The 13,267-nt window shown below is 58.6% G+C and carries 11 protein-coding genes; 7 read left to right on the top strand and 4 right to left on the bottom strand.

The features are described 5' to 3' along the window. The first annotated feature begins 320 nt into the window (after window positions 1-320). Window positions 321-632 carry a hypothetical protein gene (locus tag KGA85_RS13530; protein ID WP_223455246.1) on the top strand — a complete coding sequence of 104 codons (312 nt, stop codon included), beginning with the start codon at window positions 321-323 and terminating at the stop codon, window positions 630-632. 80 nt (window positions 633-712) lie between these two features. Here the strand turns inward: KGA85_RS13530 and KGA85_RS13525 are convergent, their stop codons facing one another. Beyond that, a complete protein-coding gene (locus tag KGA85_RS13525; RefSeq protein ID WP_223531999.1) occupies window positions 713-3,583 on the bottom strand; it encodes an EAL domain-containing protein in 2,871 nt (956 codons plus the stop codon). 256 nt (window positions 3,584-3,839) lie between these two features. Between KGA85_RS13525 and uvrD the strand changes: the two genes are divergently transcribed. The 4 genes from uvrD (at window position 3,840) to KGA85_RS13505 (ending at window position 8,212) form a co-directional block, all read left to right on the top strand. Next, entirely contained in the window at window positions 3,840-6,023 is a 2,184-nt protein-coding gene (gene uvrD, locus KGA85_RS13520; RefSeq protein ID WP_223531997.1) for a DNA helicase II, read from the top strand. Window positions 6,024-6,167: 144 nt separating this feature from the next. Continuing rightward, window positions 6,168-6,608 carry an EamA family transporter gene (locus KGA85_RS13515; RefSeq protein ID WP_007971691.1) on the top strand — a complete coding sequence of 147 codons (441 nt, stop codon included), beginning with the start codon at window positions 6,168-6,170 and terminating at the stop codon, window positions 6,606-6,608. A gap of 179 nt (window positions 6,609-6,787) precedes the next feature. Then, on the top strand, window positions 6,788-7,666 hold the full coding sequence (locus KGA85_RS13510; protein WP_223455240.1) for a Tim44 domain-containing protein: 879 nt from the start codon (window positions 6,788-6,790) through the stop codon (window positions 7,664-7,666). Window positions 7,667-7,804: 138 nt separating this feature from the next. Beyond that, a complete protein-coding gene (locus tag KGA85_RS13505; RefSeq protein ID WP_223455238.1) occupies window positions 7,805-8,212 on the top strand; it encodes an SMI1/KNR4 family protein in 408 nt (135 codons plus the stop codon). A gap of 23 nt (window positions 8,213-8,235) precedes the next feature. Here KGA85_RS13505 and KGA85_RS13500 read toward each other — a convergent pair whose 3' ends face one another. Continuing rightward, window positions 8,236-9,999 carry a cation:proton antiporter gene (locus tag KGA85_RS13500; protein WP_223455236.1) on the bottom strand — a complete coding sequence of 588 codons (1,764 nt, stop codon included), beginning with the start codon at window positions 9,997-9,999 and terminating at the stop codon, window positions 8,236-8,238. A gap of 286 nt (window positions 10,000-10,285) precedes the next feature. Between KGA85_RS13500 and KGA85_RS13495 the strand changes: the two genes are divergently transcribed. Further along, on the top strand, window positions 10,286-10,768 hold the full coding sequence (locus KGA85_RS13495; RefSeq protein WP_030132502.1) for an acyl-CoA thioesterase: 483 nt from the start codon (window positions 10,286-10,288) through the stop codon (window positions 10,766-10,768). Window positions 10,769-10,880: 112 nt separating this feature from the next. Here KGA85_RS13495 and pdxY read toward each other — a convergent pair whose 3' ends face one another. Beyond that, window positions 10,881-11,753, bottom strand: a complete 873-nt coding sequence (pdxY, locus tag KGA85_RS13490; protein WP_223455235.1) for a pyridoxal kinase PdxY — start codon at window positions 11,751-11,753, stop codon at window positions 10,881-10,883. A 119-nt stretch (window positions 11,754-11,872) separates the two neighbouring features. Here pdxY and KGA85_RS13485 point away from each other — a divergent pair, with 119 nt between their 5' ends. Continuing rightward, window positions 11,873-12,286 (top strand): DUF3301 domain-containing protein, encoded by a 414-nt coding sequence (locus KGA85_RS13485; RefSeq protein WP_223455234.1) that lies wholly within the window; start codon window positions 11,873-11,875, stop codon window positions 12,284-12,286. A gap of 4 nt (window positions 12,287-12,290) precedes the next feature. On the opposite strand, the gene KGA85_RS13480 is transcribed toward KGA85_RS13485, so the two are convergent. Continuing rightward, complete coding sequence (locus KGA85_RS13480; protein ID WP_223455233.1) at window positions 12,291-13,265, bottom strand: CobW family GTP-binding protein; 975 nt, start codon at window positions 13,263-13,265, stop codon at window positions 12,291-12,293. Between the last annotated feature and the right edge of the window lie 2 nt (window positions 13,266-13,267).

Genomic DNA, 13,267 nt, shown 5'->3' with positions numbered 1-13,267 from the left:
GCGCCGGGGATGTAGCACGCTTGTAGTTATACTACATGAATCGGCTTTTTGCCTGCTCAATGCGTTACCGAATCCCTCGATTTCAGGTGCGAGCACCACATGTAGCCCTCGTTGACAGATGTAAACCCGTGATCGAACAGCCCACAAAAAACGACAGTCTCCGATCCAGCCACTGGAAGCTCAGACAACAATCAAATAACAAATAACATCAAACATACAAACTTACATAGTTCACCGATAAATATCACCAACAACAAAGTCAACGTTGCTAAATTAATTGCGCAGGAGCAAAACAACTTAGCCAAAAGGAATTAAATACAATGAGCATTCAAACAAAAAACTGGACCGTACAAATTGACCGCATGCCAGGCGCCGCTTCTTTCCGAGTGTTTGGTACAGTAACTGTTGCAAACTCCGGCATTACGCCCAAGCTGGTGCCAAGCCAGATTCAAGACACTCCCTTCTTGCCTCTGGAGCTGGTTCTTGAACCTGCCGATGGTGTTTCACTGCCGGTTTTAACAGACAAAGTTGTAGAATATAAAATACCTGGAAACCACGCCATAACCAGTGTTGGCATCTTTTACGACGGCGGATTATTGCACCACATTGATGAAATTCTAATAACCGACTAATAACTTGTAATCCTTACGTATTACCGGGCCTCCCGCCGGGCAACTATTACCGTCGGGAGGCACGACATTGCGATAACAATTCATTCGATGCTCTGCTCTCTTAGCAGACCTGCCAAGCCTTGTGCCTCCACCGGCCGACTGATCAGGTAGCCCTGAACCTCATCGCAGTGCTCATTCTTGAGAAACTCAAGTTGTTCGCTTCGCTCCACACCTTCAGCCACTACCTTCAATGACAAACCATGGGCCATGGCAATGATCGCCCGTGTGATCGCCGCATCCTCGGTACCCTCTCCCAAGCCACGGATAAACGCCTGATCAATCTTCACGTAATCCACCGGGATGCGCTTGAGATAGCTCAGGGATGAGTAACCGGTGCCAAAATCGTCAATGGCCAGTTTCACCCCGAGATCACGCAACTGCTGGAACGTCGCGATGATGTGTTCGACGCTGTCCAGCAACTGGCTTTCGGTGAGTTCCAGCTCCAGCAGTTGCGGCGCCAGCCCGGTCTCTTCCAGCACCTGCCGCACCAGGCTGACCAATTTGCCCTGGCGCAATTGATGCACCGACAGATTGACCGACACCCGAATCGCTTCGAGCCCCTGCCGTTGCCACTCACAGGCTTGCCAGCAGGCCTGACGCAGTACGAACTCACCGATCGGGCCGATCAATCCGGTTTCTTCAGCCAGGCCGATGAAATCCCCCGGCGGCACGCGGCCCATGGTCGGATGATCCCAACGCACCAAGGCTTCGGCGGCATTCAATTTGCCAGTGGCCAGGCACAGTTTCGGTTGGTAAAACACCTTCAGTTGCCTGTCTTCGATGGCTTTGCGCAAGTGGTTTTCCAGCTGTAAACGCTCCAGCGTGCTGGCTTGCAAACTGTCGGTGTAAAACTGGAAATTATTACCACCCAGGTGTTTGGCGTGCTGCATCGCCATGTTCGACTGACTGACCAGTGCAGAAATTTCCCGGGCGCTGTCCGGCAACAAGCTGATGCCCATCGACACGCTGACCACCAGCTCATGCCCCTCAATGGTAACCGGCAGACGCAACTTGTTCGCCAGACGAGTCGCCACCCGGGCCAGGCTCGAAAGGTTGCCGTATGAGTTGAACAGCACGGCAAACTCATCACCAGAAAGGCGCGCGATGGTGTCTGCTTCAGGCAACGCATTCACCAGTCGCCGGGACATTTTCTGCAACAACTGGTCGGCGACTTCATGCCCCAGGCTGTCGTTTAGTTGCTTGAACCGATCGAGATTGATGTGCAGCAACGCCAGGCTGCGATAACCGCCCTGTCGCACTCGTTGATGAGCCTCGCTGAGTCGTTCGCGGAACATCGAGCGGTTGGCTAGACCGGTAAGTTCATCGTAATGAGTCAGATAGCGCATGCGCTCTTCGGATTCTCGGCGGGCCGAGAGATCAGCGAAAAAGCCCACAATATGGCTCACATTTCCCCGGGGATCGCGCACGGCATTCAGTTGCAGCCATTGCGGATACATCTCGCCGTTCTTGCGGGTTTCCACCAATTCGCCCTGCCAGCTGCCTTGCTGCTCCAGCGCCTGATGTATTGCGGCGTAATGCCGACGCGCATCGCGACTGCAAGGCAACTCAATGACATTGCGCCCGATCATGTCCTCGATGTCATAGCCGGTCACCCGACTGAAGGCCTGATTGATCGCGATCAGGACGTAGTTCGGATCGAAAATCACGATCCCTTCGCTGGCCGCCTCGAACACGGTCGCCGCCAGTTGCCGCTGCTCTTCCAGGCCTTTGCTGGCGCTGATGTCGCGGCGAGTGCCGACCATGCGAATCACCCGACCGTTCTTGGCGCGCTCGACCGCCCGCCCGCGGTCCTCGATCCAGACCCAGTGCCCGTCGCCATGCCGCACGCGATACTCGATTTGATAGTCCTCGGTGCGGCCCTTCAAATGCTCGACCAGCGCCCTTTTCAGCGCAGGAAGATCCTCGGGGTGAAGGCGCGGCTTGAGGTGACGCAATATCGCCGTGACCTGTTCCGGCTCCAGGCCGAACAATTCCTGAATCTGCGTGTGATGGACTTCGTCGGTTTGCAGATTCCAGTCCCACAACCCCAACTCGCTGGCCTTCAATGCCAGCGCCAGACGCGCCTCACTCTTGCTCAGTGCCTGGTTGGCGGCATCCAGTTCCAGGCTGCGCTGAGCAACACGGTTTTCCAGGTCGATCTGGATTTCTCGCAATTCGGTTTCGGCTCGCCGGCGCTGTTCAATCTCCTTGGCCAGCTTCTGATTGAGCTGATCACTGCAGCTTTGCGCTTGCTGTAGATGCTCGATCAATGCCTGATTCTGAAAGCGTCGCATCAAGCCCCGATCGATCAATCGATTGACTTGCCAGGCAACCACGCTCAATGCACCGAGCAGGATCAGCCCGAACCAACCCCAACCTTGCTGCTGTTCGTCAGCTCCCCAAAACATATAGGCGATGGCCGGCAACAGGCAGGGCAAGGTGAATGACAAAAAGGCCGGCAAACTGACCGCATAAGCCACGCTGGCCGAGAGCGCCGCGGCACCGATGAGGCCGAAGACCCAGGCTTGCTGAATGAAGTTATCGGCAGGAACCAGGGCGATGCCGGCACCTGCCAGGGTCAGACCGGTGAGGCCGGAGCCCAGCAAAAACATCCGCCGCCAAATGGGATGGGCCTGACGATTGGGAATGGCCGAATCGAAGGCTGCGACCTGAATCACCCGCAATGCCACCAATGACAACAACCACACCAGCCAGACACTGACCAGGAAATAACGCTGCGGACTCCAGAGCAAACCGGCACAGACCAGGCCATTGATCAGCATGAACAACGTGGGCAGCAGCGAGCCTTGATACAACAGGCGCGTGCGTTCGACCGCCATTTCCATGGCGTAATGTTTACGGATCTCCCGGGGCTCCACAGTGGGGCCCGACAGGTCGAAGCTGAGGGTCATAGGCGATGTTCTTGTTCTTATAATGATGAGCATGTGCCCGAAACTGCTCGGAGCATACACAAGCAATTGCCCGGACCAAACTGCTGCTGATCAATAAATCGCCAAATATTTCAGCCGTCGATGCCCCCGAAAACGCGAGAGGCACGCCCCGCCAACGCCCGCAGCCGATGACTGACCGGTCGTCCTTCGCATAACTTTCATCGGTTAAAGCAAAGCGGGGTTTGCCCGGTGTGACGCGGCCCCCTAGAATGCCCCGATGCGCGATGATCTCTCCCTTCTGCTGAACTCCCTCAACGATGCCCAACGCCAGGCTGTAGCAGCCCCCGTGGGTCGTCAGTTGGTCCTGGCCGGTGCTGGTTCCGGTAAAACCCGAGTGCTGGTGCACCGTATCGCCTGGCTGATCCAGGTCGAAAACGCCTCGCCCCACTCCATCCTGTCGGTGACTTTCACCAACAAGGCCGCTGCCGAAATGCGCCAGCGTATCGAGCAGCTGATGGGGATCAACCCGGCCGGCATGTGGGTCGGTACCTTCCACGGCCTGGCACACCGCCTTCTGCGGGCACACTGGCAGGAAGCGGGCTTAAGCCAGACCTTCCAGATTCTCGACAGCGATGACCAGCAGCGGTTAGTCAAGCGGGTGATCCGCGAACTCGGCCTGGACGAACAGCGCTGGCCGGCCCGTCAGGCCCAATGGTTCATCAACGGCCAGAAAGACGAAGGTCTGCGCCCGCAACACATTCAAGCCAGCGGTGACCTGTTCCTGGCGACCATGCGCGGCATCTATGAAGCCTACGAGGCCGCCTGCCTGCGTGCGGGCGTCATCGACTTCTCCGAATTGCTGCTGCGCGCCCTCGATCTGTGGCGCGATCACCCTGGCCTGCTCGCTCACTATCAAAAGCGCTTCCGGCACATCCTGGTGGACGAGTTCCAGGACACCAACGCCGTGCAATACGCCTGGTTGCGCCTGCTGGCCAAGGGTGGCGACAGCCTGATGGTCGTAGGCGACGATGACCAGTCGATCTACGGCTGGCGCGGCGCGAAAATCGAGAACATCTACCAGTATTCCGAAGACTTCCCGGACGCCGAAACCATTCGCCTGGAGCAGAACTATCGCTCCACCGCCGGCATCCTGAAGGCTGCCAACGCCTTGATCGCCAACAACACCGGGCGCCTGGGCAAAGAGCTGTGGACAGACGGCGGCGACGGCGAAGCGATCAACCTGTACGCCGCCTTCAACGAGCACGACGAAGCACGCTACGTTGTCGAAACCATCGAAAGTGCGCTGAAAACCGGCTTATCTCGCAGCGATATCGCGATTCTGTACCGCTCCAACGCCCAATCGCGGGTTCTGGAAGAAGCCTTGCTGCGCGAACGCATTCCCTACCGCATCTATGGCGGTCAGCGCTTCTTCGAACGCGCCGAAATCAAGAACGCCATGGCTTACCTGCGGTTGCTCGAAGGCCGCGGTAACGATGCCGCGCTTGAGCGGGTGATCAACGTGCCGGCCCGTGGCATCGGCGAGAAAACCGTCGAAGCGATCCGCGACCATGCGCGCCACAGCGATGTGTCGATGTGGGAAGCGATGCGCCAACTGGTGGCCAACAAAGGCCTGACCGGGCGTGCGGCCGGTGCCCTTGGCGCGTTTATCGAGTTGATCGAGAACCTCGCCGCCAAGTGCATGGAAATGCCACTGCACTTGATGACCCAGACCGTCATCGAGCAGTCGGGGCTGATCGCCTATCACGAAGCGGAAAAAGGCGAGAAAGGCCAGGCACGGGTAGAAAACCTTGAGGAACTGGTCAGCGCCGCGCGCAACTTCGAAAACAGCGAAGAAGACGAAGACCTGACGCCATTGGCAGCATTCCTCGGTCACGCGTCGCTGGAGGCCGGTGATACGCAGGCCGACGAGCACGAAGACAGCATTCAACTGATGACCCTGCACAGCGCCAAAGGCCTGGAGTTCCCTTACGTGTTCCTGGTGGGCATGGAAGAAGGCCTGTTCCCGCACAAGATGAGCCTGGAAGAACCCGGCCGCCTTGAGGAAGAGAGGCGTCTGGCCTACGTAGGCATCACCCGGGCCATGCAGAATCTGGTAATGACCTATGCCGAAACCCGACGCCTTTATGGCAGCGAGACCTACAACAAGGTGTCGCGCTTCGTACGCGAAGTTCCGAAAGGCCTGATTCAGGAGGTGCGGCTGTCCAACAGTGTCAGCCGTCCGTTTGGTGGCAACCAATCGATGAGTGGCAGCAACCTGTTCAGCGGCAGCGAGATTCCGCAGACCGGCTTCAGCCTCGGCCAGACCGTACGGCACTCGGTGTTCGGCGATGGCGTGATCCTCAACTTCGAAGGCGCCGGGGCTCAGGCTCGGGTACAGGTGAACTTCAGCGAAGGCAGCAAGTGGCTGATGTTGGGTTACGCCAAGCTGGAAGCGATCTAGCCTTTCTGTGGGAGCGGGCTTGCTCGCGAAAAACGATAACGCGGTATGACTGAATGACCGCGATGCGCCCATTCGCGAGCAAGCCCGCTCCCACAGGGTTCCGTGTGGACTTACAGAAATTGTTCTGAATAAGGTGCAAAAAGCATGGGCTCAGGTTTCTTTTCCTCCTGGACATTCTGGGCCCTGTTATCGGCGGCATTCGCGGCAATGACCGCCATTTTCGCGAAAGTCGGCATCGAAAACGTCAACTCCGACTTCGCCACCCTGCTACGTACGATAGTGGTATTGGTCAGCCTGGCCTTGATTTTGTACGCAACGGGCCAATATCAGTCTTTGGGATCGATCTCTGCGAAGAGCTATCTTTTCCTGCTGTTGTCGGGCCTTGCCACCGGTGCATCGTGGATTTGTTATTTCCGTGCACTCAAAGTCGGCCCGGCGTCACTGGTCGCTCCAGTGGACAAGCTCAGCGTGGTGCTGGTGGCTGTTCTTGGCGTTGTCCTGCTGGGTGAAAAACTCGACCTGCGCCAATGGGGCGGAATCGGCCTGATCACGGCCGGGGTGGTCATGCTGGCTCTGCGACGCTAGGTGACCGTCCTACAAACCCTGTCCACTCATCTGACAGATCAAAGTCAAAAGGCCTTCTTGCACTGACTGAAGCTGAACACGACCTGTCAGGCAAAAGCCCGAAACACTCTGCCGCTAGCCAGTAACACTTCAGCTGTGCAACATGGCGCGCGTGCCTTCCACAAATGGGAATTCCCTTTATGAAACGTTTTCTTAGCATCGCCATGGCGTTGTGCATCGGCCTGACGATGAGTCTCGACGTCAATGCCGCCAAGCGCTTCGGTGGTGGCAAAAGCGCAGGCGCTGCGCCGACTCACCAGACCAGCCAGATGGCTCCTTCTTCTCCAGGCATGGGCGGCGCTGCGGCGACCGCTGGTGCTGCCGGTGCCGCTGGCGCCGCTGCCAAGGCCGGTGGCGCTTCGCGCTGGCTCGGCCCACTGGCCGGTATCGCGGCCGGTGGCCTGCTGGCCTCCATGTTCATGGGTGACGGCTTCCAGGGCATGCAGATCTTCGACATCCTGATCATGGCCGTCATTGCGTTCCTGGTCTTCCGCTTTATCGCCGCCCGTCGTCGCAAGCAGCAGGAGCACTACGCTCCGGCCGGCCACGCGCCGATGCAACGTGAGGCGTTCGAACAAAAGCCTGCCGGCGGTTCGATCTTCGGTGGTTCGCCAGCGCCTGTTGCCGCTCGTCCAGTGATCAACGCGCCAGTCTGGTTCAACGAAAGTAACTTCGTCGAAGCGGCGCGCAATCACTTCCAGTCCCTGCAACAGCACTGGGACGCCAACGAAATGGACAAGATCGCCGAGTTCGTGACCCCGCAAATGCTGGAGTTCCTCAAGCGTGAGCGTGCTGACCTGGGCGACGGTTTCCAGTCCACCTACATCGATAACCTCAATGTACAGCTGGACGGTGTGGACGATCGCGCCGACAAGACCATCGCCACCCTGACCTTCACTGGCGTGTCGAAAACCTCGCGTTTCGACCAAGGCGAAGTCTTCAGCGAAAGCTGGAACATGGAACGTGCACAGGGCGAAAACCAGCCTTGGCTGGTGGCAGGTATCCGCCAGAACGGCTGATCCCGCGTAGAACTTCACCTGCTGTAAACAAAACCCCAGCCCTGGCTGGGGTTTTCTATTTCGCGGTTGCATCTATAGCAAGCTACTGTATAAACCGCCCCATATAAACCGCGCCATACAAGCAAGAGGATCCCGGACGTGGAAGAAATCATCGAACAACTGCGTGAAGCCAACGAACCGGTACCGGTCCCCTTGGAATTGCCCGACGAAGACCTGCTGGTCGAAATCGAAGAACAACTGTTCATCGACATACCCTTCGTCTTCAGAGAGTTTCTGCTGACCGTCAGCGACGTGGTCTACGGCAGCCTGGAACCGGTCACCGTGACCGACCCGCAATCCCACACCTACCTGCCCGACGTTGCCGCCAACGCCTGGGATGCCGGCGTCGATCGCAGCCTGATCCCGATCTGCCAGGTCGGTGACGACTACTATCTGGTCGAAGAAGACGGCACCGTGGTGCTTTGGCAGGCCGAAGAGGAGCTGATCGCCGAAGAAACCTGGGAGTCGGTATGGCACTGGGCGCGGGACGTCTGGCTGGAAAGCTGATCCAGTCGACGCCACGGGGGTGGTCAATGCCCGGACGACTCCTTGTGATTGTCGAGGGTTTCCAGCAACGCCACCTGCATCCGCGTATGCACACGAATGAACCAGCGCCACAGCAGCGCCGCCACGGCGGCCGCGACCACGGCGATCAGCACCAGCAACTTGTTGGTCGGCAGAATACTGGCCGACAAGGCTGCCAGCAGCAAAAAGATCACCAGTAGCGACAGGATCGGGATCACTTCGGCGATCACCCGGCGCACTCGCTGCGTGTGGCGCCCGGCCATCTCCGGCTTCACGCCCATTTCCGCCAGCAACATCGACAGTGCCTTTAGCTTGCGGTACGCCGCAATCAAAAAAGGCAGCGACAACAAAAGCGCCCCACCCCAGATCAATGCCTTTTGCCAGCTCGGATCGCTGATCCAGCCTTGCAGGTAAGCCGACATGCGTTCGGCGAAGTACGCGCCCGAGAAGAAGATTGCGATCACGAGCGCCAGATTGACTCCCACCTGCAGCAAAATCCTGCGAATCATGGATGCCAGTAACGCGCCCTCACCCTGAGGCTGGATGCTGCGCAGCCATTCGCCGTACATCCTCAACACCCGTCCCAGGCGTTCTGGCATGGCGCCGGCGAGCTTTATCGACAATGGATCAGCCGCACGGATCAGATAAGGCGTCAGCAAGGTCGTGATCACCGAAACCGCCACAGCCACGGGGTATAAAAAGTTACTGGTGACCTGCAACGTCATGCCCAGTGCCGCGATGATGAAAGAGAATTCGCCAATCTGTGAAAGACCCATCCCGACCCGCAGCGAGGTACGTCCGTCATTGCCGGCGATAAATGCGCCAAGGCCGCAGGACAACATCTTGCCGAGCACCACGGCTACGGTGATTACGGCGATTGGCCAGGCGTACTGAAGCAGGATCGCCGGATCGAGCATCAGCCCGATGGCCACAAAGAAAATCGCACTGAAAAGATCGCGAACCGGTTCAATCAGTTGTTCAATTTTCAGCAGTTGCCGGGACTCAGCCATGATCGCGCCGATCAGGAATGCCCCGAGGACCATGCTGTATTCAAGCTTGACCACCAGCAGGCAGAAGCCAAAACACAGGCCCAGCACCGTGATCAGCAGCATTTCGTTGCTTTCGAATCTGGCGACGTAGGCCAGCAGCCGCGGCACCATCAGGATGCCGATGACCAACGCGACGATCATGAACAGCGACAGTTTGCCGACCGTGGAAAACACTTCGCCGGAGCTGACCGTACCGCTGACCGCGATGCTGGACAGTAGCGCGATGATGCCGATGCCCAGAATGTCTTCGACGATCAGCACACCGAATATCAACTGGGCAAATCGCTCGTTCTTCAACTTCAGATCGTTGAGCGCCTTGACGATGATGGTGGTCGAGGAAATCGCCAGGATCGCGCCGAGGAACAGTGAATCCATGGTGTTCCAGTCGAACCAGCGACCAATCTCGTAGCCGATCCAGATCATCAGCACGATTTCCAGGAATGCCGCGATGAATGCCGTGGCACCGACCTTGAACAACTTGCGCAGGCTGAATTCCAGGCCCAGGCAGAACATCAGGAATATCACACCGAGCTCGGCCAGGGTCTTGATGGTTTCTTCGTCGTGGATCAGGCCGAACGGCGGGGTGTGCGGACCAATGATGAATCCGGCGACGATGTATCCCAGCACCACCGGTTGTTTCAGGCGATGGAAAACCACGGTGACCACACCTGCGATCAACATGATCACTGCCAGATCCTGAATGAAACTGATGGCATGCATGGCGTGAGACTCCCTGGATGGCATTGCTCGATCCCCGGACGCAGGAAAAGCCTGATCAAGCAGAACAAAAATCGGAATTGCACGTAGGAAATGCCCTTGAGGCTGGGCTTTTTGCAGGGTAACACCGCGACTTCTGGCAGAAAGGCGGTGCAATATATGGAAACAGATCGATCCGGCGTGACGGCGACCCCGCACCCGGCGTCCCGATAACTGTTGGTTTGAAAAAACCGCCGAGGCACCCGCAGAGGTGCATCCCTCAAACCTGGCCTTGACCCGTGAGAATGCTATGGAACCCGGAAACGCCCAGCTGTCGATGACGGTATTGATGACCCCCGACATGGCCAACTTCTCTGGCAATGTCCACGGCGGCACCCTGCTCAAATACCTCGACGAAGTGGCCTATGCCTGCGCCAGCCGTTATGCCGGCCGCTATGTGGTGACCCTGTCGGTGGATCAGGTCATTTTCCGTGAGCCGATCCATGTCGGCGAACTGGTGACCTTTCTCGCCTCGGTCAACTACACCGGCAACACCTCCATGGAGGTCGGCATCAAAGTGGTGACCGAGAACATCCGCGAACGCTCGGTGCGTCACACCAATAGCTGCTTCTTCACCATGGTCGCGGTGGATGACCAGCGTAAACCCGCCTCCGTACCACCGTTGCAACCGCAGAATAGCGAAGACAAGCGTCGTTACATGCAGGCCCAGCAGCGCCGGCAGATTCGTCAGGAGCTGGAAAAGCGTTATCAGGACATCAAGGGCGACGCCTAAGGCCGGTCGCTCTTGCGCGATCTTCGGACCGCTATCGCGAGCAGGCTCGCTCCCACAGGTACAGCATTAACCTTGTGGGAGCGAGCCTGCTCGCGATGGGGGCAGCGCTGAATCAGAGACTGATTGGTGTAGCTTCGAACCGCACCCGCGGATGGGCAATCCGGTCCTGAGCCCGTACCAGTTCCAACTCGTAGCTGGCACAGGCCTGGGTTTCCAGCAGCACTTCATGCACCGCCGACGCCGTGAACTCGAAAGCGGCCACCAGGCTGTCGCCCAACAGCACACGCGCCAGGAACAGACCGGACGTCAGATCGCCCACGCCCACCGGCTGACGGGGGAACGCCAGCAACGGGCGCTGCAAATGCCAGCTGCCCTCGGCCGTCACCAGCAGCATCTCAAAGGCCTCTGCCGATTTGCCTGGATAGTCCAGGTGCTTGACCAGCACCGCTTTCGGACCGCGCACCAGCAATGCACGCGCCATTGCCAGGCAATCGAACAGTGATTGCGGCTTGCGCCCGGAGAAGCTGTCCAGCTCCAACTGGTTCGGGCACATGAAGTCCGCCACGGCGGCGGCCTCCTCCAACAGAAAGTCACTGACCTCCGCCGGAACACTGCAGCCCTTCTCCGGATGCCCCATGACCGGGTCACACAGGTACAGCGCCTTGGGATTCATCGACTTGATCCGCGCCACACCCGTCAGGATCGCCCGGCCCTGGGCCGCACTGCCGAGGTAACCGGAAAGCACCGCATCGCAGTTGCCCAGCTCGCCAATCGCCGCGATACCTTCGACCAGCTCCGGTATCTGGTGCGGCGCCAGCACTTCACCGGCCCACTGACCGTACTGGGTGTGATTGGAGAACTGCACGGTGTTGAGCGGCCATACATTCACCCCGACCCGTTGCATCGGGAAAACCGCGGCACTGTTGCCGGCGTGACCGAATACCACATGGGACTGGATAGCGAGCAAATGCGGTGTACGTTTCATGCGGTGGATTTCCGTAAAACGATTGAAATTCTAGCCGCGCAGTATGCGACTAAACGCAGCCTGTACGACAGACCAGCGACGCAGTTAAGCTGACACTATCTTGTTGGAGCACCCTGTTGATGCTGACCCTTGGAAATATATTCGTGCTGATGCTGTTCGCCACTGCCGGCGCATGGATATGGCACAACCACGGCTTGCGCGAGCGCGCGCTGGAGCGGGTCAAGCAGCATTGCGGCAAACTCGGGATCGAATTGCTCGACGGCAACGTGGCCTTGAAAAGAATCGCGTTCATCAGGGATGCCAGTGGTCGGCGACGCCTGGCCCGTGTGTATAACTTCGAATTCACCGTGACCGGCGAAACCCGCCACAACGGCACCATCACCCAGTTCGGCGCTCACAGTGCACAGATTGAGCTGGCGCCCTACCCGGTCCCGTTCGACGAAACCGAACCAGTGGTCGACGTGGCGAAACCTCGCGCGGAAGTGATCGAGCTGAGCCAGTGGCGTCAGGACCATACCAAGTGGCGGCCTTGAGCCATTAACCCGATCCGGATCGGCACGCTGCCAGCTCACGCTGCAGTCGTTCTGCATTCTGCGACTCACTGAAAATCAGCTCGATACGCGAATCCTGCCGCCATTCACTGGGCTGCCAGTCCAGCACCGAGTTATCCACCGCGTTCGCCGAGACCCAGCCGTGTGTACTACTGTGGATAACCAGCTTCGCCCGCCTCCAGCCAAGGCTTCCAAGCCACCGGCCAACCAGAGCGGCATCAAATACCTGGCTTGGGTGCCAACGCCATCCGATGCTCCAGCCTCCGTCCTGTTCCTGACTCAAGCAAATGGGCAACGCAGGATCGCTCCAGACCGCCGGCAGCTGCGCCAATCCCTTGGGCAAGACGAAGTTATCCACACCTGCCCGCGCTTTGGCATTCAGCCCCGGCAACTCGCTCAAGGGTAAGACCGCCTGTTGCGTCCAGCACAGGGGGAGCGACGGCAATTGCCCGGCGATTCGCTGGCGAATGTCTTCGTCGAGACCTTCAGACTTGTTCAACAGCAGCAATCCCGCATGGCCCAGCGCTTGCTGTTGAACATCCGGCAGCGCTTTGCCAGCGGCGAGCGACTGGGCATCCAACACCAGCACACAAGGCTGGACAGCCAACACGCCTTGCCACGGCGCTTCACTCAATTGCCTGAGCAACTGCGCCGGATGCCCCAGCCCCGAGGGCTCGATGAACAGCCGATCCGGTTGCGCCTTGCGCAACAAGCGCCCAAGACCAATCTGAAACGGCGCACCGTTGACGCAACACAAGCAGCCCCCGGCCACTTCCCCCAGTGCGATACCATCGGCGTCCTGAGTCAGTAGCGCAGCGTCGAGACCGATCTGGCCAAACTCGTTGATCAACACCGCCCACCGCTCGCCAGCCGGGCGCTGGGCCAGCAGGTGCTTGATCAGGCTGGTCTTGCCGGCGCCCAACGGGCCGGCAATGACATGAGTGGGGATATTCTGCAGCATGG

This window comes from Pseudomonas sp. GL-B-12 (assembly GCF_019955895.1).
Taxonomy (GTDB): Bacteria; Pseudomonadota; Gammaproteobacteria; order Pseudomonadales; family Pseudomonadaceae; genus Aquipseudomonas.
This window is presented reverse-complemented; position numbering and strand designations above follow the sequence as displayed.